15 protein-coding genes are annotated in these 22,471 nt (G+C 62.8%); 7 read left to right on the top strand and 8 right to left on the bottom strand.

From position 1 onward, the window contains the following. The 3 genes from ACHAC9_RS09125 to ACHAC9_RS09115 form a co-directional block, all read right to left on the bottom strand. Positions 1-552: a hypothetical protein gene (locus ACHAC9_RS09125; RefSeq protein WP_435759307.1), complete on the bottom strand. Its 552-nt coding sequence runs from the start codon at positions 550-552 to the stop codon at positions 1-3. Then, the gene (locus ACHAC9_RS09120) at positions 549-1,775 is read right to left on the bottom strand and encodes a TolC family protein (protein WP_435759305.1); all 1,227 of its coding nucleotides are present in this window, start codon (positions 1,773-1,775) and stop codon (positions 549-551) included. Before ACHAC9_RS09120 ends, ACHAC9_RS09125 begins: the two co-directional genes overlap by 4 nt. Positions 1,776-1,853: 78 nt before the next feature. Then, the gene (locus ACHAC9_RS09115; RefSeq protein WP_435759303.1) at positions 1,854-2,180 is read right to left on the bottom strand and encodes a hypothetical protein; all 327 of its coding nucleotides are present in this window, start codon (positions 2,178-2,180) and stop codon (positions 1,854-1,856) included. 247 nt (positions 2,181-2,427) lie between these two features. Here ACHAC9_RS09115 and ACHAC9_RS09110 point away from each other — a divergent pair, with 247 nt between their 5' ends. From ACHAC9_RS09110 to ACHAC9_RS09090, 5 genes are all read left to right on the top strand, one after another. Then, positions 2,428-2,835: a hypothetical protein gene (locus ACHAC9_RS09110; protein WP_435759301.1), complete on the top strand. Its 408-nt coding sequence runs from the start codon at positions 2,428-2,430 to the stop codon at positions 2,833-2,835. A 77-nt stretch (positions 2,836-2,912) separates the two neighbouring features. Further along, positions 2,913-4,205 carry a TolC family protein gene (locus ACHAC9_RS09105; RefSeq protein ID WP_435759299.1) on the top strand — a complete coding sequence of 431 codons (1,293 nt, stop codon included), beginning with the start codon at positions 2,913-2,915 and terminating at the stop codon, positions 4,203-4,205. Then, entirely contained in the window at positions 4,202-5,410 is a 1,209-nt protein-coding gene (locus ACHAC9_RS09100) for an efflux RND transporter periplasmic adaptor subunit (protein WP_435759297.1), read from the top strand. The genes ACHAC9_RS09105 and ACHAC9_RS09100 overlap by 4 nt, the downstream gene beginning before the upstream one ends. A gap of 10 nt (positions 5,411-5,420) precedes the next feature. After that, positions 5,421-8,564, top strand: a complete 3,144-nt coding sequence (locus ACHAC9_RS09095; protein WP_435759295.1) for an efflux RND transporter permease subunit — start codon at positions 5,421-5,423, stop codon at positions 8,562-8,564. A 372-nt stretch (positions 8,565-8,936) separates the two neighbouring features. Further along, complete coding sequence (locus tag ACHAC9_RS09090) at positions 8,937-11,033, top strand: TonB-dependent receptor (protein ID WP_435759293.1); 2,097 nt, start codon at positions 8,937-8,939, stop codon at positions 11,031-11,033. A gap of 48 nt (positions 11,034-11,081) precedes the next feature. Here the strand turns inward: ACHAC9_RS09090 and ACHAC9_RS09085 are convergent, their stop codons facing one another. Next, positions 11,082-12,131 (bottom strand): ABC transporter ATP-binding protein, encoded by a 1,050-nt coding sequence (locus tag ACHAC9_RS09085; RefSeq protein ID WP_435759291.1) that lies wholly within the window; start codon positions 12,129-12,131, stop codon positions 11,082-11,084. A 55-nt stretch (positions 12,132-12,186) separates the two neighbouring features. On the opposite strand from ACHAC9_RS09085, the gene ACHAC9_RS09080 reads away from it, so the two are divergent. Then, positions 12,187-13,827, top strand: coding sequence for an ABC transporter permease (locus ACHAC9_RS09080; protein WP_435759289.1), 1,641 nt, complete (start codon positions 12,187-12,189; stop codon positions 13,825-13,827). 85 nt (positions 13,828-13,912) lie between these two features. On the opposite strand, the gene ACHAC9_RS09075 is transcribed toward ACHAC9_RS09080, so the two are convergent. Continuing rightward, positions 13,913-14,935, bottom strand: coding sequence for a Fe(3+) ABC transporter substrate-binding protein (locus ACHAC9_RS09075; protein ID WP_435759287.1), 1,023 nt, complete (start codon positions 14,933-14,935; stop codon positions 13,913-13,915). 288 nt (positions 14,936-15,223) lie between these two features. Beyond that, positions 15,224-15,766 (bottom strand): hypothetical protein, encoded by a 543-nt coding sequence (locus ACHAC9_RS09070; protein ID WP_435759285.1) that lies wholly within the window; start codon positions 15,764-15,766, stop codon positions 15,224-15,226. Positions 15,767-16,989: 1,223 nt separating this feature from the next. On the opposite strand from ACHAC9_RS09070, the gene ACHAC9_RS09065 reads away from it, so the two are divergent. After that, positions 16,990-18,966: an ice-binding family protein gene (locus ACHAC9_RS09065; RefSeq protein ID WP_435759283.1), complete on the top strand. Its 1,977-nt coding sequence runs from the start codon at positions 16,990-16,992 to the stop codon at positions 18,964-18,966. A 264-nt stretch (positions 18,967-19,230) separates the two neighbouring features. On the opposite strand, the gene ACHAC9_RS09060 is transcribed toward ACHAC9_RS09065, so the two are convergent. Beyond that, a complete protein-coding gene (locus ACHAC9_RS09060) occupies positions 19,231-20,466 on the bottom strand; it encodes a type II secretion system F family protein (protein ID WP_435759281.1) in 1,236 nt (411 codons plus the stop codon). 19 nt (positions 20,467-20,485) lie between these two features. After that, entirely contained in the window at positions 20,486-22,222 is a 1,737-nt protein-coding gene (gene pilB / locus ACHAC9_RS09055; RefSeq protein WP_435759279.1) for a type IV-A pilus assembly ATPase PilB, read from the bottom strand. Positions 22,223-22,471: the final 249 nt, after the last annotated feature.

Genomic DNA, 22,471 nt, shown 5'->3' with positions numbered 1-22,471 from the left:
TCAAACTTCCTCCCGTTGGCGGCGGCGGGCGACGAATACTGCGGCGGCTGCGAGGATGGCAGCAGCAATCGCGGCGAGTAGCCAGCGGCGCACGCCGTGGCCGTGCCCGTGGTCGCCGGCCGCTGCGGCGACCGTCAGCGTGCCTTCGAGCAGATCGCTCTCTTCACCAGCGACCAGTGTGAACAGCAGGGCATGGCTACCCGGTTTGGCAATTGCCGCGAGGAATTTCGGATCGTCAATCGCGTAGTCACCGAGGTCGGCGTGGAACTTGGCTTTGGCCTTCAGGTCCTTGTACTGGACCTCAAGTGCACCATTGAGCACGGGTTCGTTGGTCTCGTAGCGGTCGATCATGATCGACAGCTCGCCACCGGTGAGGTGGCCGAGCAGCTCGAACGCTTCGGTAAATGTCTCGATGCGGGGGACGGTCGTAGTGGCATCCGTAGCGTTTGCCTGACCGTCTAGGTGTTCGCCATTCGGTCCGTGGGCGCCGGGGCTGGCGAATGCCGACGACATGGCGAGCATGGCGGCAAAAAGCAGGTTCAGGTATTTCATGGAAGGATTCCTAATGCTTGATTGAGTTGGGCATGGGCGAGCCCGAGGGCGACTTTTTGCTGGGCCAGGGCGACGTCGGCCTCGTGGGTGAGCGCGCGCGAGCGAAGCAACTCGGCCAGGCCCCGTTCACCCGCGCGGAACGCTTTTTCGAAGAGGCTCGTGTGCTCGTGCAGGGCCGTGGCGCGCTCAAGGGCGGTCTCCAGCGCGGTACGTGCATGCGCAAGCCGCTCCCTGGCGATCTCAATGTCGGCATCGGCATTCGCCTGCATTTCGGCCGCCTCGGCAGCGGCGGTTGCGATTACGGTTTGCGCCTGGGCTTCAGTGGCCCGATTGCCTGCAGCGGTTCCGATCGGGATCTGCAGGGCCACGCCGATGCTGTTGACGGGTTCGCGCATCAGCCTTTCGTCTTCCCGGCGAACCGACAAGGCAATGGTTGGCGGCGCGGAGCGGGTCGCTGCCGCCAGGCGCAGGGCGGCGCGTGCACGCTGTTCGGAAGCCTGCGCCGCCACCAGGCGCGGGTTGGCGGAAGCGGCCGTATCGTGCAGCGGCTCAGGTTCGAGTGCTGGCAGGTCCGGGAGACCCGTCGTGACCCGGTAGCGCGACAGTGCTTCGGTTGCTGCCGTGCGGGCATTCGTTACGTCGATCCGGGCGGCCAGGACTTCCTGCTGCGCGAGCAGGCTGTCGCTGCGTGCCAGGTCGCCGGCCTTGACGCGCTGCTGTACCTCGTCGCGGAGTCCCTCGAGATGGTGCAGGTGGTCCTGCTTTTCCTCGAGCCTGACCTGGGCGGCAGCGGCTTCCCACATGCGGTTGCGTACCAAGCCTGCAACAGCGAGCCGCGTTGCCCCGATGTGAGCGGCGACTTCGTCAGTGCTCCGTGCTGCCAGCGCTTCCCGGGCACTCTTCTGGCCTGGCAGCCAGAACGAGGACGATACCGCGATCTCGGATTCTCGCCCATCGCGTTCGGAAGCGCCTTGGTCCATACGCTGGGACAAGCCGAGCGTTGGGTTCGAGGCGAGCCAGGAACGGGCGTTGTCGCGCGCAGCAAGCACTTCGCCCTCGCGCGCTTCGAGCGTACGCGCGGCAGGCGCGCGCTGCCACGCACTCGCGACGGCTTGTTGCAATGTGGTGCCGATCACAGTCGGCGCGGGCGGTGCTGCAAGGACCAGGCACGGCAGGGTCAGGGCAGCACCGATAAGGTAAAGGGACAGGCGGCAGGGGCGCATGTGTTCTCCATCGGGTGATATTCGAATCACCGAGGGCGAGCACGTCGGCGCGACCTGAGCCGCGCTTCCATCTTTCGATTATGCGTGCAGCATTCCCCCGGCAGCATGGCCGAGGGCGCAAGCAGGGGGTCTGTGCGGCCCGTCCAGGAATGGTTCGGGGACCGCCTGGGCAAGATACGACCCCAGTTCGGACACCGCTTGTTCAGAAGGGACGATCAGGCGTGCGAGACCGAAGCCTACCGGCTGCAGGGGCGACGCGTGTTCCTGGGTATGCTCGACGGACTCGGCGGAGTCGTCGTAATGGACAGACCCGTCGTCCTCGTGGTGGTGATAGACGCTCTCGTCGTGGTCGACTTCGTGCACGATCGATGCTGCGCCCGCAACAGCCGGCAAGCTGCCGTGCATGGCGAAGCCATACAAGGGCAGGCATAACAGCAGGAGGAGGTGCAGGATCCGGCGCAAGTGAGTTACCAGGGGAAGCGTGTTGCGGGAGTATAGCAGCTGTCCCGAATGCGTTGTTTCCGAACAGCTTACAATTTTCGACCCATGATGCTTCACCTGTTGTACGCTTTCGGCAGCAAGTCCGCATGGCCTGATATTGCAGCAGCAGGTATCATGGCAATTCTCGGCCTTTCCGCGGCGCGCGACATAATTGGCCGCGCTCGTTCGGAAATGGCTTTACTACTTGAATGCCTTGAATCACATGCGCCGTTGGGTCCTCATCATCATGCTGCTGGTTTATCCGTTTCAGCTTGCCCTGGCAATGGCGGACCAGTGCTGCGTGTCGACCCCGACGGGCGTCACGCATCACAGCGCGGGGCAGGACAACAGCCCGGCGGCGGCCGAACCCGTGTTTCTGGATGATGATGCCCGCTCGACCCAGATCGATCCCCACTGTCCGGCATGCGTGTTCGGGCAAATATCGGGCGTTCCTTCGGGTGTCGCCCCCTTATCTGCCGTGGCGCATCAGGCAGCTGCAATCTCCTCCCTCACCCCCGTCCTGACCTCCGTGCCGCGGAGCCGCCCCGAGCGGCCCAACTGGCCTGCCGCCGCCAGGTAGCGCGCAGGCATTCGAATAGCGAGCCCGCCGGCTCGCGTGGTCCTGCGCGCCTGATCGACTTTTTTTCAGGAGCACACATGACCATCCGATCCAAGCGCATGCCGACGCTGGCTGCCATATCCATTCTGGTGTGGTGCTGCGGCGTGGCTGCGGAGCCATTGCCTAGCGTGGCGCCGGGCACGCCGGCACCGATCGACTTGCAGGCCGCGATCCGGCTCGCCCTCGAGCAGCCCGGGTTGCGCGCGGCGGCCTACGAAGTGGCCGCCAGCGAAGCAGCCGTCGACCAGGCAGGCAGGTATCCGAATCCCGAGCTGGAATATCTGCGCGAGGGCCAGCAAGCCGGTACCCGCACCACCACGGTCCAGATCAACCAACCGATCGAGCTCGGCGGCAAACGGCGTGCACGCCTTGCGCTCGCCCAGGGCGGCGTGACGCTGGCACGCGGCGAGCTTGCGGCGCAGCGTCAGGACATCCGTTCCGACGTGATTGCCGGCTATTACGCGGTGCTCGTCGCACAGGAACGGCAGCAGCTGGCACAGTCACTCATCGAACTGGCCCGCCGGGGTGTCGATGTGGCCAGCAAACGTGTTGCAGCCGGGAAGATCTCGCCGATCGACGAGACAAAGGCGCGGCTTGCCGCAGTCGACGCATCGGTCGAGCTGAGCCAGGCAAGCGGCGAGCTTGCTATCGCCAGGACGAAGCTCGGCGCTCTGATCGGCAAACGGGCGGACGCCATCACGCTGGCAGCGCATTACCCGGAACAGCTTCCCGATGTAAAACCGCTCGCGGCATTGCTGGCTGCGGTCGGAGACTCTGCCCCGGTACAGCGCGCACGCGGCCATCTCGCGGCCCAGGTAGCGCAAACGGACGTCGAACGCGCTGCCCGGATTCCCGATGTGACGGTCTCGGTCGGCCGCCAGCGCGACGACGAGGCCCGACGCCGGCAGACCGTCGTCGGGCTGTCGGTGCCGCTTCCGCTGTTCAACCGTAACGGGGGCAATCTGAGCGCGGCGCTGCGGCGATCCGACAAGGCACACGAGGAACTGGCAGCGGCCCAGGTGTCGGCCGCATCGGACCTGGAAAACGCCTACACGCGCTACGCGGTCGCGAGAAACGAGGTCGCGCTGCTGCGGCAGGACGTGCTTCCGAACGCCAGTTCCGCCTATGCGCTGACACTCAAGGGGTTCGAATTCGGGAAGTTTTCCTACCTCGATGTCCTCGACGCGCAACGTACCTTGTTCCAGTCCCGGTCGCGCCACTGGAACGCGCTGCTCGCGGCCTGGCGCGCCTTTGCCGACATCGAGCGCTTTGCAGGCGCTGCCACGACAACAACGCAACACAGATCAACCGAACTGGAATCACATCCATGACCACGAAACAGAAACTTCTCATTGCGCTGTTGTGCATGATCGCCGCGGTGCTGGCCGCCCTGATGCTGTGGCGCGCGCCGACCGCCCCTGGCGGGCAGGGCCACGAGACCCATGAGGATTCGCATGGCCATGACGACCGCCACGAGGAAGCAGGGGAACGACAAGCCGAGGCCGGCCAGGAACCGGGTGTCGCGATGACCGAGGCGCAGATCGAAGCCAACGGGATTGCCATCGACAGCGCCGGGCCGGCGATGATTCAGGAGCGATTGCACTTGCCGGCGCAGATCAAGGTCAATGCCGAGCGGACCGTCGCGCTCGCATCGCCTGCCCAGGGCATCGTGCAGTCGGTGCCGGTGTCGGTCGGTACGCAGGTCAAAAAGGGCCAGGCCCTGGTCGTCATCGGGAGCCCCATGGTGGCCCAGTGGCGCGCGGACCATGGCAGTGCGCAGCAGCGCCTGAAGCTCGCTAGGACGACCTGGCAGCGCGAAAAGACATTATGGGACGAGCGCATCTCTGCGCGCCAGGACCTGGATGCCGCGCAAGGCGCACTGAAGGAGGCCGAGATCACTGCCCAGGCGGCAGGGCAGCGCCTGCGCGCCTTGGGGATTGCGATTGGCGACGGGATGTCGGGCAGCGTGACTGTCCGCGCGCCGCTGGACGGCGTCGTGATCGAGAAGCCGGTGGTGGCCGGCCAGGCAGTCGACGAAACCAAGCCCCTGCTCACGATTGCCGATCTGTCGCAGGTCTGGGTCGAAGCGGCCGTGCCGGCCGACAGTCTGGCGCAGGTTGCCACCGGCATGCCGGCCCGGGTCAGCGTCAACGCAGCGCCGAAGCAGCTCGACGGGACGGTGTCCTTCGTCGGCCCCATCCTCGGAGAGGCAACGCGCATGGCCACGGCCAGGGTCGCCCTGCCCAATCCGGGGCTGCGCCTGCGTCCAGGCATGCTGGCAACCGTCGATCTCCTGGGGCAGCAGGGGAGCGTACCGGTGACGGTCGCGAGCGACGCCATCCAGACCATCCACGAGCGCAGTGTGGTGTTCGTTCGCACAGCAAGCGGCTTCCAGCCGCAGAACGTGACAGTCGGCCGCGCGGACGGGAAACGGACCGAGATCGTCAGCGGTTTGGCGGCGGGAACGAAGTACGCCGCGCGCGGCAGCTTCCTGCTGAAAGCAGACCTCGGTAAATCCGAAGCCGACCATCACTGAGCGGGCGACCATGTTCCAGAAACTCATTGAATTTGCCATCGCCCGCCGCTGGCTCGTCCTCTTTGTCGTCGCCTGTCTTGGCGCTTCAGGTCTCTACAGTTATGGGCGCCTGCCGATCGACGCGGTTCCCGACATCACCAATGTCCAGGTACAGATCAACACGAGCGCCGAGGGCTATTCGCCGCTCGAAGTGGAACAGCGCATCACGTTCCCGATCGAGACGGTGATGAATGGTCTACCCCGGCTCGAGCAGACCCGTTCGCTGTCGAAATACGGCCTGTCGCAGGTGACCGTCGTGTTCAAGGACGGCACCGACATCTATTTTGCGCGCCAGCTCGTGAGCGAACGCCTGCAGGAGGCGAAGGCCAGGTTGCCGGTCAACGTCGAACCCTCAATGGGGCCGACCGCGACGGGCCTCGGCGAAATCTTCTACTGGACCGTGGAGACGAAAGAGGGCGCCCGCAAGCCGGACGGCAGTCCCTACACGCCGGCGGACCTGCGCGAGATCCAGGACTGGATCGTGGCGCCGCAGTTACGCAGCGTCGCGGGCGTCACCGAAGTCAATACCATCGGCGGCTACCGGAAGGAGTACCAGGTCGCGCCAAGCATGGCCAGGCTGTCGGCCCACGGCCTGTCGCTCGCGACCCTGGTCAACGCCATCGACCGCAATAACGGCAATGCAGGCGCCGGCTACATCGAGCGTGGCGGCGAGCAGTTCGTCGTGCGCACGCCGGGCCAGGTCAAGTCGCTCGAGGAGATCCGCAATATCGTCCTCGATGTGGTCCAGGGTGCGCCGGTGCGGGTGCGCGACGTCGCCGATGTCGACATGGGCCGCGAGTTGCGTACCGGCGCTGCTACCGAGAATGGCCGCGAAGTGGTGCTCGGCGCGGTCTTCATGCTCATCGGCGAGAACAGCCGCGCCGTCGCCGAAGGAGCACGCTTGACGCTGGAGGAGGTGAATCGTTCGCTGCCCGCCGGCGTGCAGGCGCTGCCGGTCTACGACCGCTCGGTGCTGGTGAACAAGGCGATCGACACGGTGCGCACCAACCTGGTCGAAGGAGCCTTGCTGGTCATCGCGATCCTGTTCCTGTTCCTCGGTAATCTGCGCGCCGCCCTGATCACGGCCCTGGTCATACCGCTGACGATGCTGATGGTGTTTACCGGCATGCTCAACGCCGGGGTGAGCGCGAACCTGATGAGTCTCGGCGCGCTCGATTTCGGCATCATCATCGACGGCGCGGTCGTCATCGTCGAGAACTGTATCCGCCGTCTCGGCCTGGCCCAGAAAGCGGCAGGCAGGTTATTGAGTCGCGAAGAGCGGTTTGCCGAGGTGGCAGCCGCCGCCGCCGAGGCGCGGCGACCGCTGCTCTTCGGTCAGCTGATCATCATGACCGTCTACCTGCCGATCTTTGCCTTGTCCGGCATCGAGGGAAAAATGTTCCACCCGATGGCCATGACCGTCGTCATGGCGCTCGTCGCGGCGATGATCCTGTCGGTGACCTTCGTGCCGGCCGCGGTTGCGCTGTTCGTCAACAAGGGCGTCGCGGAGCATGAGAACAAGCTCATGCACAAGGCACGAGACCTGTATCAGCCCCTGCTCGATTGGGTGCTGCATAACCGGCCGGTCGCGTTCACCTTCGCGCTGCTGAGCATTCTGTTGTCCGGGATGCTGGCCACGCGGTTGGGGACGGAGTTCGCTCCCAACCTGAATGAAGGCGATCTTGCGGTGCTCACCATGCGCATTCCCGGAACCAGCCTGCAGCAGTCGGTCGCCATGCAGCAGCATTTGGAGAGCACGCTCCTGAAGCAGTTCCCGGAAATCGAGCGCATGTTCGCCCGCGTCGGCACCTCGGAAGTGGCGACCGACCCGATGCCGCCGAACGCCGCCGACAGCTACATCATGCTGCGCCCCGAGGACCAGTGGCCGGCGCCGCGCAAATCCCATGCGGAGCTGGTGCAGGCGATTACCGAGGCTGCGAACGGGATCCCCGGGAATAACTACGAGTTCTCCCAACCGATCCAGCTGCGCTTCAACGAGCTGATCTCGGGGGTGCGCAGCGATATCGCCGTGAAGGTCTTCGGCGACGACACGGACGCCATGACGGCAACGGCGCAGCAGATCGCGGGCGTGATGGGGAAGCTCGCCGGGGCGGCCGAAGTAAAGGTCGAGCAAACCGAAGGACTGCCCGCGCTCACGCTGACGGTGGACCGTATCAAGGCGGCGCGCTACGGCCTGAATGTCGCCGACGTGCAGGAGGCGTTCGGGACCCTCGTCGGCGGGCGCGATGTCGGCATGGTGTTCGAAGGCGATCGGCGCTTTGCCATCACCGTGCGCCTCCCGGAAGGCGCCCGCAACGATATCGACACGCTCAGGCAATTGCCGATTTCGCTACCGGCCCAGGACGGTCACTCGGTCAGCATTCCCCTGTCCGAGATTGCCACGTTGAGTTTCGTGCCGGAAGCGAACCAGATCAGCCGCGAGAATGGGAAACGGCGGGTCGTGGTCACGGCCAACGTCAGGGAACGCGACCTCGGATCGTTCGTGGCCGAGCTCAAGACCGCACTGGTGAAGGTAAAACTGCCGGCGGGGACCTGGATCAATCTCGGCGGTCAGTTCGACAACCTGCAGGCGGCAAGCGCGCGTCTGGCCATCGTGGTGCCGGCGGCACTGGCGATCGTGTTCGCGTTGTTGTACCTGATGTTCAACAGCGTCAAGGATGGCCTGCTGGTCTTCAGCGGCATTCCATTCGCCATGACCGGCGGCGTGCTGGCCCTGTGGCTGCGCGACTTGCCGCTGTCGATCTCGGCCTCGGTCGGATTCATCGCCCTGTCCGGGGTCGCGGTGCTCAACGGGCTGGTGATGATCTCGTTCGTGCGCTCGCTACGGGATCAGGGATACGCGCCGGAACTCGCCATGCGCGAAGGCGCGCAGGCGCGGCTCAGGGCGGTCCTGATGACGGCGCTGGTGGCTTCCCTGGGCTTCCTGCCGATGGCATTGGCGACGAGTACGGGCGCCGAAGTCCAGCGACCCCTGGCCACGGTCGTTATCGGCGGCATTCTCTCGTCCACCGCGTTGACGCTGCTGATTTTGCCGGCGTTGTATGCCTGGGCGCATGGGGTCAGGCGGCACAGCAGGGCGGAGCGCGTTGCCTAGCCCTGGCCTGGTGTAGGAACTCACAGAATCCCGCAGTGTCACCCCTTGATTTTTGGGTTCCTCTCGGCCATCTTGCAGTCGTTTTTTCATAAACCTTGCAGTTTTTAAGGTGTCAACGCGCGGAGGCTGCCGGGGTGAAACAGCAGCAGGCGTGTGACCCCGAGGGAGTTTGGCGGCGGAACTGGGGCCAGCGTCCCCTCAACGACCTGCAGTAAATATTAGGCTGTACGCCGCAGTGCCGGCATAGCGCCTAGCGGCACTACGACCTCCACACGGTGCCATTATTGACCACAAAATCTTTCTTGCAGATAAAGTGTTGCCGTAATAATATTAGGAATTATTCTCATTCTCATTCTCATCCTGATGCCAACCATGCGTTCTTCACCAATCTTCCTTCCGACTCCCATCGCCCTTGCCGTAGCAGGTATGCTGCTGAGCTGTGCAGCCCTCGCCAACGACGACCAGCCTGCCCCGGTGTCGGTAGTTGAAGTGCTCGGCTCAGCCGACCGTGGCTATGCCGAAAAAGCGACCGTTAGCGTGATGAAGACCGATACGCTGCTGCGCGACTCGCCGCAGTCGGTGACGGTGATCACGCGCCAATTGATGGACGACCAGGCCATGCAGAGCATTGCCGACGCCATCCGCTACGTGCCGGGCATCGTCACGGCCCAGGGAGAAGGCAACCGTGACGCAGCCGTGTTCCGCGGCAATAGCTCGACCGGCGATTTCTTTATCGATGGCATGCGCGACGACGTCCAGTACTACCGCGATTTCTACAACATCGAAAGCCTCGAGGCCATCAAGGGCGCCAATGCCATGATCTTCGGCCGCGGCGGTTCGGGTGGCGTGATCAACCGCGTCAGCAAGCAGGCGCGCCGGGTACCCGTGGCCGATGTGAACCTCTCCGTCGGCTCGTATGGCCACAAGCGCGCCGCCGTCGATGTCGGTGGGGCAGTGAGCCCGGACGTGGCAGTGCGCGTCAATGCCATGGCCGAGCGGTCGGACAGCTACCGCGATGGCGTTACGCTCGAACGCAAAGGCATCAATCCGACCATGAGCCTGCGCGCCGGCAGGAACACCCGCATCAGCCTCGGCTACGAGCACTTCCGCGACGACCGCATCGCCGACCGCGGCGTGCCCTCGTTGAATGGACGTCCATTCGACACCGACGTGTCGACTTTCTTCGGCAATGCCGAGCTGAGCCCGACCGGTGCGCGCGTGGATGCCTTCTCGGCCTACGTCGAACACGATTCCGGCAATGGTTTCATGCTGCGCAACCGTACCCGTGTCGCCAAGTACGACAAGTATTACCAGAATGTGTATGCCAACAGCGCCGTCAACACAGCCACCGGCCGTCTTGCCGTGGGCGCCTATCTCGACACGACCGAACGCAACAACTTGTTCAACCAGACCGACCTGAGCTACGCGCTGGCGACCGGCGGCATCACCCACAAGATCGCCGCCGGCGTCGAGCTCGGCCGCCAGGAAACCGATAACGCGCGCCGCGCCGGTGCCTTCGCGGCCCCCGCGAGTGTTCTCGCCAGTAACCCAATCTATACCGGGGGCGTCAGCTTCCCGACGGCGACGACCAGCAACTACAGCGAGGCCAAGGTCGCGTCCGTCTACCTTCAGGACCAGATCATCTTCTCGCCCCAGTGGCAGGCAGTGGCGGGCTTGCGCTACGACCGCTTCAGCGTCGACTTCAACAATCGCCTTGCCACCAGCAATGGCCAGTTCGAGGTGACCGATACGCCGGTCTCCCCACGTTTCGGCCTGATCTACAAACCGGTGGAAGCGATGTCGGTATATGCCAGCTACAGCCGCGCCTACCTGCCACGCGCCGGCGATCAGCTTACCTCGCTTACCGCAAGCAACCGTGCTTTCGATCCCGAGAAATTCGACAATGTCGAACTCGGCGTAAAGTGGGACGTGACCCCGCTGCTGGCCGCCAGCGCCGCCGTCTATCAGCTCGACCGCAGCAACGTCGTCGTGCCGGGCGCGGTGGCCGGTACCAGCATCCTGGTCGATGGCCAGCGCAGCAAGGGCGTCGAACTGGATCTGACGGGACGCGTGACGCAAGCACTCAGCATCATGGGCGGCTACGCTTACCAGCACGCGGTGCTGACCGCCGACCAGTCGGCCACCGTGCGCTCCGGCGCCACGCTGGCGATGGTACCAAAGCACACGTTCGCGCTGTGGAGCCGCTACGACTTCAGCGCACCGCTGGCTGCGGCCCTGGGCGTGGTGTATCGCGACAGCCTGTACACCTCGACCTCGAACACGGTGATGCTGCCGTCGTTCACCCGCGTCGATGGCGCCGTCTTCTACCGTCTCAGCAAGCAATACCGCTTGCAGCTGAACGTGGAAAACCTGTTTGACAAGAAGTACTGGGCATCGGCCCACAACGACAACAACATCACGCCGGGCGCGCCCCGCAGCGTGAAACTGTCGCTGTTCGCGAGTTTCTAAACCTGGCGTGAGGTCCTGCCGCCGGCCTCGCTTGGGGGCCGGCGTCGATCAGGCGGGGAAGGCGACCACGTGGTTGACGTCGAGGCGGATGCCGATCCGTTCGCCCGGCGCGTGGTCATGGTGGCTCGGGACCAGCGACAGCACTTCCTGACCGCTGCCGAGCTTGAGCGTATAAAGAAATTCGGCGCCGCGAAACGCCTTTGCCACCACCTCGGCTGTCACGGGGCTGGCGTCGTCGTGCACGACGTCGTCCGGGCGCAGCAGGACGGTGACAGCGTCTCCTGGCTGCCACGCTGGCGCGCTGCCTGCCACGGCGTTGCGCAGCGCGCCCAGCTCGATGCCGATGGCGCCGCCAGCCAATACCTGGCCGGGAACGAAGGCGCCCTGGCCGATGAAATCCGCCACGAAGCGGTTGGCCGGCCGGTGATACAGGTTATACGGGGTGTCCCACTGCTGGATGCGGCCCCCGTGCATGACGCCCACCTGGTCGGCCATCGCAAACGCTTCGTGCTGATCGTGCGTGACCAGGACCGCGGTCGTGCCCTCCGCGCGCAGGATGGCACCGACTTCAGCGGCCAGACGTTCGCGCAGATCCACGTCGAGGCTGGAAAAGGGTTCGTCCAGCAGTAGCAGGCGCGGCCGCGGGCCCAGGGCCCGCGCCAGCGCGACGCGCTGCTGCTGGCCGCCGGAGAGCTCGTGCGGATACCTGCCGGCCTGGCTCGGCAGTCCGACCAGTTCCAGCAAGGCGTGCACACGGGCCTTGCGCTGGGCGGAGGGCAGGTCCTGCAAGCCGAAGGCGATATTCGCCGCCACGCTCAGGTGCGGAAAGAGCGAATAATTCTGGAAAACCATGCCGATGCGCCGGCGCTCGGGCGGCACGTGGGTGGACATCGCGCTGACCACTTCTTCGCCCACCCGGATGGTACCGGCATCGGGGCGCTCGAATCCGGCAATGCAGCGCAGCACGGTGGTCTTGCCGCAGCCGGACGGTCCGAGCAGGCAGCCGATCGTGCCGGGCGCCAGGTCGAGCGACAAGCCGTCGACGACAAGGTGGCCGCCGTAAGCATGAGAAAGCTGCTGCAGTTCAAGAAGCGCCATGGTGGTCCGGGGGAGTAAAGGACCCATTATAATTGCTTTATTTCCTTAGGTTATCGTGGCGAAATCGGCGTTCAACTCCCTGCAAGCGGCGGCACTGGTGGTCGCGGTCTTGATAGCGGTGCCCTTGCTGACCGTGGCGGCATCGCTGCTGCCCGGCGCCGGCGGCGCGACCTGGACCCACCTGGCCGACACCGTGCTCGCCTCGTATATCCTCAGCACTCTGTACCTGTGCGCGGTCGTCGGCACCGGCACGATTGTCATCGGGACTGGTGCCGCCTGGCTGGTCACGATGCACGACTTTCCCGGGCGGCGCCTGTTCGAGTGGGCGCTGGTGCTGCCGCTGGCGGTGCCGACCTACGTGATGGCCTATACCTACACCGATCTGCTGCAGTTCGTCGGGCCGGTCCAGACCTGGCTACGCGCCACGTTTGCGCTCACGCCAGGCAGTTACTGGTTTCCCGACATACGGACCCTCGGCGGCGCGGCCGTGATCTTCACCTTCGTGCTGTATCCGTATGTGTACCTGCTGGCGCGCGCGACCTTCCTGGAGCGGGCGGGCGACATGCTCGATGTCGGACGGTCGCTGGGACTGGGGCCATGGCGGCGCTTCTTCACGATCGCCGTACCGCTTGCGCGTCCCGCGATTGCCGCCGGCGCCGCGCTGGCCCTGATGGAAACGCTGGCCGACTATGGCGCGGTTTCGTATTTCGGCGTTCAAACCTTCACGACAGGCATCTACCGTGCGTGGTTTTCCCTGGGCGACCGCGAGGCGGCGGCGCAGCTGGCGGCCGCCTTATTGGGCTTCGTGGCGCTGCTGCTCCTGATCGAGAAAATCAGCCGCGCCCGCGCCCGCTTCGACGTCGTCGGCGCTCGCCAGGCCATCCATCCGGGCGACCGCCTGACGGGCCTGCACGCTGGAGCGGCCGTCGTGTTCTGCAGCGTTCCGCTTGGCGCTGGCTTCCTGCTGCCCGCTGCGGTCTTGCTGCACATGGCAATCACCAGTGGCGACGCCCAGTTCGGCGACCGCTTCCTTGTGCTTGCCCGGAACAGCTTCGTGCTGGCCGCGCTGGCGGCGGTCCTGGCGGTGGCGATCGCGGTGCTGCTGGCGTATGCGGCGCGCACCGCGCGCGGCAACCTGCACCGCAACGTGAACCGCCTGGCCGGGCTTGGCTACGCGCTGTCGGGCACGGTGATCTCGGTGGGCGTGCTGCTGCCGGTGACGAAGCTCGATACCTGGCTGGCCTCGGCCTGGATGCAGCTGACGGGAACCAATCCGGGCCTGCTGCTGACCGGCGGCATCGCAGCGCTGGTGTACGCCTATCTGGTGCGTTTCCTGGCCGTCTCGCTGCAGACGGTGGAGGCGGGCCTGGGCAAGATCACGACGTCGATGGACGACGCCGCGCGTTCGCTCGGCCACGGCGCGCCGTCCATGCTCTGGCGCATCCACATCCCCATGCTGCGGGGCAGCTTGCTGACGGGCGGCCTGCTGGTGTTCGTGGAAGTCATGAAGGAATTGCCGGCAACCCTGGTCATGCGGCCCTTTAATTTCGATACCCTGGCTACCCAGGCCTATGTGCTGGCCTCGGACGAACGCCTGACCGAGGCCTCGACGGCGGCACTGGCGATCGTCGCCGTCGGCGTGCTGCCGCTGATGGTGCTGACCCGCGAGATCGCGCGCAGCCGCCCCGGGCGCTGAGCGGCGCAGCGCTTTAAATGAACAATGCCGTCCGGTGCGAACGGGACGGCATTGTCGACGTAACGCCAGTCTGTGAAGAAGCGGATCAGCGCCAGCCGGCGCGGTCGTAGATCTTCTGGACTTCGGCTTGTTTCGCGGCCAAGGCGCCAACTTTCACGGTATCGGCCTTGAAGTTGCCCATCGCGGCCAGACCGGGATTGCTGGTCTTGACACTGGCGACGACCGGCCACTCGTTATTTCCGTCAGCAAAATACACCTGTGCCTGGTTTGATGCCAAGTATTCCAGGAACTTGACCGCGGACTCTTTGTTCGGCGCGGTTTTGAGCATGCCACCGCCGGAAATGTTCATGTGGGCGCCCGTGGTCTTCTGGTCCGGCCAGATGACCGTCACGTTCTCCATGACCTTCTTGTCTTCCGGCTTGTCCGAGCGCAGCATGCGCGCGACATAGTAGGAGTTTGCCAGCGCAACTCCGCACTCGCCGGCAGCGACGGCCTTGATCTGGTCGGTGTCGCCGCCCTTAGGCGCGCGCGCGAAGTTCTCCACCAGCCCCTTGGCCCAGGCCTGCGTCTTTTGTTCGCCGTGGTGATTGAGGATGGCGGCGCCGAGCGACAGGTTATACGGATGGGCGCCGGAACGCACGCACACCAGGCCCTTGAGCTTCGGATTGGCGAGGCTCTCGTAGGTCTGGACATCGGCCGCGTTCACGCGCGTTTTGTTGGCGACAATCACGCGCGCGCGCTGCGAGAACGAGAACCAGGTGTCGGTGCGCAGATGCGCTGGGATACGCTGCGTCAGCACTGCCGATTTAACCGGTGCGAACAGGCCCATTTCCTCGGCCTTGCCCAGCCTGGCCGCATCGACCGTCAGGAAGACGTCGGCCGGGCTGTAGGCGCCCTCGTTGCGCAGGCGCTCGAGCAGCTCGTTTTCACCCGCTTCGATGCGATTGATCTTGATTCCGGTCTGCTTCGTGAAATCCGTGTACAGCGCTTCATCGGTCTGGTAATGGCGCGCGGAATACAGGTTCAGTACTTTGTCCTGGCTAATGGCAGGCAAGGCCACCAGCGAGGCCAAGGCAAGGGCGGCGATTTTGTTCGGGCTCACGATCATCCTGTCGTTACTTAAAACTGCAGGGTAACAAAACGAGCCGGAAGATGCAAATGACACTCATTTACCTCATCGTTGAAAAAACCAGATTCCGATAACTGAACACCGCAAGCAGCTTGAGGTGACGCGACAACTACGTTGACAAACACCGTTACTGCAAAGCGCAACAGTTGTTGAGGTGCCTTTCTTGCATGAAAGTGTCATCAAATCAGAATGCCCACCTAAGATTTTCGAGACGCTCTGTTCTTGGAAAGTCCCAACTAATTTTGGCGACGGTAGCACATTAATTTCTCAGCACGCTAAAGTCTTCAATGGTGGATGGGAGCGACGCACTTCCTGACGAAAGCACTTGGCGATCCGCTCGCCGGCCTGAGCAAGCATGTCGACTTTTCCGCACTGGCCGACGAAATCGATACCGCCTTGCCGCGTCCATCGCGTGCCAAAGGTGGCCGGCCGCCGTACCCCACGGTCCTGATGACCAAAATTCTGGTACTGCAGCAACTCTACAATCTGGCCGACGACGCACGCGAGTAGCAGCTGCTCGACCGACGCGGTTTCCTGCAATTTCTCGGTCTTACCGAGAGCAGCACGATCCCCGATGCCAAGACGATCTGGCTGTTCCGCGACCGGCTGGCGCAGGCCGGTCTGGGTGGCAACACCAGCCGCGACGTCTACGCCGACTGTGGCTATCCTATTGCCGAGCGCGAGGCATCGTTGACAGCGGCTGGCTGGCGCGTCCAGATCCAGCGCAAAAGCAGTGCGACCAAGCCGATCTCCGACACGCAAAAGCAGCGCAACTGGCGAATCCCCCCGCCGCGTGCCCGTGTCGAACACGTCTTTGGCGCGCTGCGCCACATGGGGGGAGTAAACTGGTGCGCTGCATGGGAATCGTGCGCACACCTTCGCGTTGCACCTCAAAACTGCCAGCTACAACTTGCAGCGGCACGTGTATTTGAAAGAACGCGGCCTCCAGGCGTTCTGAAATGCGAAACCCAGCGTGATTCCGGCGCGCTCGCCGTTCAGCGAAGCATGTCGTTGCACCAGCCGCCCGAGAACACGCACCGAAACTACCAGGAAATCGGACCCAAATCACGCAGAAGATTCCGGCCGCCTCTCTAACTATGCGAAATTCGGGTTATTCGAGGTGGCCAGGAAGGTACCTGTCTTCCAGAAATGTCAATAAGGATCAGTTCGGACCAACGAGCGGCGGAATGATTTCGATTATTCAAGGAGCCATATCAAATTGAGATAAATTTCTTTATAACCCATATTCTAAAATTCAATTAATTAATGTGCATTGACCATCCTGCATTGCGCTATTTCGTTTGATTGCAAATCCTGTTCCAAAAATATTTCATCAAGGACTGATTTGGCCGAGCAGGTCATTGCTTTTCAGGCTGACATAGCGGCGTCAGAATTTGGCATGCTTCGATAAGATCGCGATACGGTTGAGTGCTAGACAGCGGCGCTGCGAATGGGCGCATGGGAAGAACTAAGCATTGATTTGAATGGGAAAAATGTTTGTAAAGGACATGTACTTGCCATTTCGTCGCAAGCATGCTCTACCCTTTGATCGACCGATTTTTAGCCTTGGCAAGAAACTGAGCACTTCCGAACGGTTATCTAAAAATTTCAATTTAAATATTTCCAGTTATGAAGATTTCACATAATTCATATGAGTATAAGAATATCCCTGTCCGGAGCGAATCTATATTTTTTTCGATCGCTTAGAATCTTTGTTAAACATCAAATGCCGTGAACGTACGACACATATCTTTATCTTGCGCTCAACGCGTTTTACATCAAGCTATAGGGCCGGCTATCGCATCATCGCCGTTCGTTTCCAAATGGTATAGAGATAATCGGTGGCAATTCGAAAAATACCGCGAAGGAGGTGGTAAAAGTCAACTGAATTTTTTCGAGCCAGAGTAATTGTTTTTCCCAGTTTCTTCCGGCGAACTCAAGCAATTCTCGCCTCTTGACCTAAAATTTTCCAAACCCTGGTTTTTACCGAGAGCGGTTCGCAGGGCTTTGTCAGTCTGAAAATGGAGAACATTATGCATGCAGCACTAAAACACAATTCTGATGAATTCGATCCCGATCCTGGAGTATTCTGTACCTCCGAAGCGTTACCCGAAAAGACTGCCCGACCACGCATGCGAACATGGCTTTCTGGACGACTTTCGGCTTTACTCATGCTGATCCCGCTGCTCTCTGTCGTTCCATTTGATTCCGCATTTGCCCAAGTGGCACCAACACTGGGTACCGCTGGAAGTTTTGCAGTACTGGGCGGCCAGACAGTCACGAACACTGGCCCGACCGTCCTCAACGGTGACCTGGGTGTCTTCCCTGGCACCGCGATCACGGGCTTTCCACCCGGCATCGTGACCGGTATGACATACGCAGGCGATACGGTCGCACAAAATGCGCAGGCGGACACCACGATTGCCTACAACAACTTGGCGAGTCAACCGTGCAACACCACATTTGGCGTGCCAACCGATCTCGCGGGCATGACGCTGGTACCGGGCGTCTACTGCTTTGCGTCATCGGCGTCGTTGAGCGGCACCCTGACGCTCGACGGGCAGGGTAACCCCAATGCGGTCTTTATCTTCAAGACCGGGAGCACCCTTATTACCGGCAGCAACGCATCCGTGGTGTTGGTGAATGGCGCTCAGTCCTGCAACGTGTTCTGGCAGGTCGGCAGCTCCGCCACCATCGGTACCGGCACGACTTTCGCGGGCAACATCCTCGCACTCACGAGCGTTACGTTGACGACCAACGCAACCCTTGCGGGAAGGGCTCTGGCGCAAAACGGGTCCGTGACGCTCGATTCGAACATCGTCACCCCGGCCACTTGTGCCGCGGCGTCAGTGTCGGTGAGTAAGGCGTTCAATTCGGCAACTATCGCCGCCGGTGGAACGTCAACTCTTACGCTCACCTTGAGCAACACTGGCGGCACATCAACCGCCCTGACTGCTCCGTTGACCGACAATCTGCCCGCCGGTCTCGTAGTTGCGGCAACGCCCAACGCCACCAACACCTGCGGTGGTGTAGTCACGACCTCGACCTCGTCGGTGACGCTGACCGGTGGCGCAATCCCCGCGAATGGCTCATGCACGGTGAACGTGAACGTGACGGCGGCTACTGAGGGAGCCTATATCAACACCTTGGCCACCGGGTCCTTGCAGACCACCAACGGCAGCAATACCGGCCCGGCCACTGCAACGCTTACCGTGACTCCTGTGACGCCGGTCTCGACCGTCTCACTCGGCAAAGCGTTTAGCCCGGCAACCATCAGCACCGGTGGCTTCTCGACGCTTATCCTTACGTTGAGCAACACCGGTACACTTCCCGCCATCATGACGGCGCCGCTCATCGATACCTTGCCCAGCGGTGTTGTTAATGCTTCGCCAGCGAACGCAGTCACCACCTGCGGCGGGAGCGTCGCAGCCGCTGCCGGTGGATCGACGGTGACTTTGACTGGGGGGATTATTCCGGCAGCCGGTTCCTGCACAGTGACGGTCCGGGTGACTGCGAATGCCGCAGGCTACTTCAAAAATACCTTGCCTGTCGGCGCCTTGCAGACTTCAAACGGCAGCAATACCGCTCCGGCGGTGGCAACCCTGACGGTCACCGCCAAAGTGAAGCCGCCGGTCGTGAAGAAATCCTTCTACCCGTACACCATCAAGCAGGGGCAGCTTTCGGTGCTAACCATCACGTTGACCAACCCCAGCAACGTGCCCGCCATCCTGACCGCACCCCTCGTCGACACGCTGCCCTACCGCGTGACGGTCGCAGGCTATGCCAGCACCACTTGCCGTGGTACGGTGACGGCGCCCATTGGCGGCTCCACGGTGACCTTGAAGAATGGCACGATTCCTGCCAACGGTTCATGCACGGTAACGGTGAAGGTGACCTCGAAATACATTGGGACCTACGTGAACAAGCTGAAGCCGGGCGCCTTACGCACCTGCAACGGCAGCAACCTGTATGAAGCAACCGCGACCCTGTACGTCACCAAAGCGTACTAATTAGCGCTGACATCCCCCCGGCGCTCGTTGCACTGTCATGCCGCCCAGTTCAGCCTGGGCGGCATTTTCATTGTCCGGAGCTCAATGAACGGCGGAAGAAGCTGCGGATCTGTTCGTCAACCACCACGCTTATGATCAAACCCGACTCGAAGAATAGCGGCATCTCCGCTTTCTGATGAGTAGCCACAAACGGGCGAACCACTGCGGATTCACCGCGAAGTTTTCTGAGAAACTGCGAACTATTCTGAGAACCTACACTGCCCCTTACACCACCGAACCGAGCTTGAAAATTGGCAAATACATCGCCACCACCAGCCCGCCGATCAGCACGCCCAGGATGACCATGATGAGCGGCTCCATCAGCGACGACAGCGCGGCGACGGCCTCGTCGACTTCTTCCTCGAAGAAGTCGGCGACTTTACCGAGCATGCCGTCGAGGGCGCCGGATTCTTCGCCGATGGCCACCATCTGGGTGACCAGGCTCGGGAACACGTTCACGTTCTGCATCGCGACCGTCAGGCTGGTGCCGGTGGAGACTTCGGTCTGGATGCGGCGCGTGGCGTCCAGGTAGACCGCGTTGCCCGAGGCCCCGCCGACCGAGTCGAGTGCTTCGACCAGCGGCACGCCGGCCGCGAACATCGTCGCCAGGGTACGGGTCCAGCGCGCGATCGTGGCCTTGCGGATCACGCTGCCGAAGATCGGCAGACGCAGCAGCAGGCGGTCCATGGCCTGCTGCATTTTCAGCGAGCGGCGCCAGGATTCGATGAAGAAGTAGATCGAGCCGAAAATCGAACCGAAGATCAGGTACCACCAGTCGACAAAGAATTCCGACATGCCCATCACGATCAGGGTCGGGGCCGGGAGGTCGGCGCCGAAGCTCTGGAATACCGACTTAAAGGCCGGCACCACCCAGATCATGATCACGGCGACCACGATGAAGGCGACCGAGAGAATGGCGATCGGGTAGGTGAGAGCGGACTTGATCTTCGACTTCAGCGCCAGCGTCTTTTCCTTGTAGACGGCCAGGCGGTGCAGCAGGTCTTCCAGGATACCGGCCTGTTCGCCGGCGCCGACCAGGTTGCAGAACAGCGGATCGAAATAGCGCGGGTACTTGCGGAAGGCGTTGTTCAGGCTGGTGCCGGTCTCGATGTCGGAGCGGATATCGAGGATCAGTTTCGACATCGACGGATTCGCATGGCCCTTGCCGACGATGTCGAAGGCCTGCAGCAGCGGGACGCCGGCCTTCATCATCGTCGCCAGCTGGCGCGTGAACATGGTCAGGTCCTTGTCGGTGATCTTCTTGCCGCTGCGGTAGACCCGCTTCTTGACCTTGGTGACCATGATGCCCTGGCGGCGCAGGGTCACGTTGACGATCGCCTCGCCGCCGGCGCGCAGCTCGCCGCGCACGGTCTTGCCGGTCTTGTCCTTGCCTTCCCAGGCGTAGATTGCTTCCTTGATTTGCGCGCCGCCGCGGCTTCTGGTGGTGAGGGAGCTTGCCATAGTTGTTTTCTACATTCGCCTATTCGTTGGTGCAGCCGAGCACTTCTTCGAGGCTGGTCAGCCCCTGTTTCACTTTCAGCAGGCCCGAGCGGCGCAACGAATTGACGCCGTCCTTCTCGGCCTGGGCGGCGATCTGCATCGAGTTGCCGTGCGTCAGGATCAGCGCCTCGATCGCCGGCGAGATCGGCATCAGCTGGTAGATGCCGACGCGCCCCTTGTAGCCTGAGCCGAGGCAGCGTTCGCATCCGACCGGGCCATAGGGCTTCCAGTCGGTGTCGAGGTCGCCCTCGCGGTAGCCGGCCGCCAGCAGGGCCTCGCGCCCGAGCTCGAGCGGCTGCTTGCAGGTGCACAGGCGCCGCGCCAGGCGCTGCGCGGTAATCAGGATCACCGACGAGGCGATGTTGAACGCCGCCACCCCCATGTTCATCAGGCGCGTCAGCGTCGACGGCGCGTCGTTCGTGTGCAAGGTTGAAAACACCATGTGCCCGGTCTGCGCGGCCTTGATCGCGATGTCGGCCGTCTCCAGGTCGCGGATCTCGCCGACCATGATGATGTCGGGATCCTGGCGCAGGAAGGATTTCAGCGCGACCGGGAAGGTGAGGCCGGCGCGGTCGTTGACGTTGACCTGGTTTACGCCGGGCAGGTTGATCTCGGCCGGGTCTTCCGCGGTCGAGATGTTGATGCCGGGTTTGTTCAGCACGTTCAGGCAGCTGTACAGCGAAACAGTCTTGCCGGAACCGGTCGGCCCGGTCACCAGCACCATGCCGTAGGGACGCGAGATGGCGCCCAGCAGCAGTTCGCGCTGGTCCGGGTCGTAGCCGAGCGCGTCGATGCCCATCTGGGCCTGGGTCGCGTCGAGGATACGCATCACGGTCTTCTCGCCGAACAGCGTGGGTAATGTACTGACGCGCAGGTCGATGGTGCGCGTGGCCGACATGATGAGGCGCATGCGGCCATCCTGCGGCACGCGTTTTTCCGAGATGTCGAGTTTGGCCAGCACCTTGATGCGCGAGACAAGCTTGTCGCGGATCGACAGCGGCGGCATCGCATGGTCGCGCAGCACGCCGTCGACGCGCATGCGGATCCGGTAGTACTTTTCGTAGGGCTCGAAGTGGATGTCGGAGGCGCCCAGGTTCACGGCGTCCATCAGGATCTTGTTCAGGAAGCGCACGATCGGCGCGTCTTCCACTTCGTTGGTCGCTTCCAGCGGCGTGGCGGTCTGCTCTTCCTCGGCGAATTCGATCTCGCTGTCCTCGCCAGCCATGTCGTTCAAGCTCTGCTCGGCGCTCTTGGTGAGCGTGGCCAGCAGGGCCAGCAGGGCGTCATGCGCGACAATCACCGGCTCGACCGCCGCTTCGCTCTGGAACTTGATCTGGTCCAGGGCCTGGGTATTGGTCGGATCGGAAATCGCCACCGAGAGCCGGTTGCCGCGCTTGGCCAGGGCCACCACGCGCTGCGCGGTCATCAGTTTGGCGTCGATGGCGCCGGCCGGCAGTGCTTCGATGCTGAAGGTGGCCAGGTCGAGCAGCGGATAGCCGAAGGTCTCGGCGCAGAAGGCCGCCAGCGACTGTGTGTCCAGGACCTTCTCGGCGATGATGGCGTCGATGAAGGCAGTGCGGTCGCCCGCGGCTTTCTTTTGCAGCGTGTCGGCCTGCTGCGGCGTCAGGCGGCCAGCTTGTACGAGCGCGCGCGCCAATCCCGACATAGGCGCCGACATCGGTGTGCCTGAGCTCGGGTTCGGGAGGACTGCTGCCATATGAGCCGTGTGATTAGAGGAACAACAAGAGGGCCGCCCAAGGCTGTTTCGGGGCGGCAGACTCCTTGGATGATGCCTACAGGCATCAAATTTGTAAAGCGTTTCAACAGGACGGAGATGCGTGCGCGCCACGTAGACGAAATGCCATGAAGCCCCGTGGATACGCGTTCGTTGGCGCGATGCCAAGAGCTGTTATCGGCATGTATAGCCTTGTCTTTAATAGTCTTGTCTTCATGACACGCTGTGCAC

Origin of the sequence: Massilia sp. CMS3.1, assembly GCF_051262535.1 — a bacterium.
Classification (GTDB): domain Bacteria; phylum Pseudomonadota; class Gammaproteobacteria; order Burkholderiales; family Burkholderiaceae_D; genus Telluria.
Note: the sequence above shows the minus strand (reverse complement) of the source record. Positions and strands in the feature narration are given on the sequence as shown.

Coding starts and splice junctions, on each gene's coding strand:
- ACHAC9_RS09125 (WP_435759307.1), bottom strand. CDS start 552: ATGAAATACCTGAACCTGCTTTTTGCCGCCATGCTCGCCATGTCGTCG.
- ACHAC9_RS09120 (WP_435759305.1), bottom strand. CDS start 1,775: ATGCGCCCCTGCCGCCTGTCCCTTTACCTTATCGGTGCTGCCCTGACC.
- ACHAC9_RS09115 (WP_435759303.1), bottom strand. CDS start 2,180: ATGCACGGCAGCTTGCCGGCTGTTGCGGGCGCAGCATCGATCGTGCAC.
- ACHAC9_RS09105 (WP_435759299.1), top strand. CDS start 2,913: ATGACCATCCGATCCAAGCGCATGCCGACGCTGGCTGCCATATCCATT.
- ACHAC9_RS09100 (WP_435759297.1), top strand. CDS start 4,202: ATGACCACGAAACAGAAACTTCTCATTGCGCTGTTGTGCATGATCGCC.
- ACHAC9_RS09095 (WP_435759295.1), top strand. CDS start 5,421: ATGTTCCAGAAACTCATTGAATTTGCCATCGCCCGCCGCTGGCTCGTC.
- ACHAC9_RS09090 (WP_435759293.1), top strand. CDS start 8,937: ATGCGTTCTTCACCAATCTTCCTTCCGACTCCCATCGCCCTTGCCGTA.
- ACHAC9_RS09085 (WP_435759291.1), bottom strand. CDS start 12,131: ATGGCGCTTCTTGAACTGCAGCAGCTTTCTCATGCTTACGGCGGCCAC.
- ACHAC9_RS09075 (WP_435759287.1), bottom strand. CDS start 14,935: ATGATCGTGAGCCCGAACAAAATCGCCGCCCTTGCCTTGGCCTCGCTG.
- ACHAC9_RS09065 (WP_435759283.1), top strand. CDS start 16,990: ATGCATGCAGCACTAAAACACAATTCTGATGAATTCGATCCCGATCCT.
- ACHAC9_RS09060 (WP_435759281.1), bottom strand. CDS start 20,466: ATGGCAAGCTCCCTCACCACCAGAAGCCGCGGCGGCGCGCAAATCAAG.
- pilB (WP_435759279.1), bottom strand. CDS start 22,222: ATGGCAGCAGTCCTCCCGAACCCGAGCTCAGGCACACCGATGTCGGCG.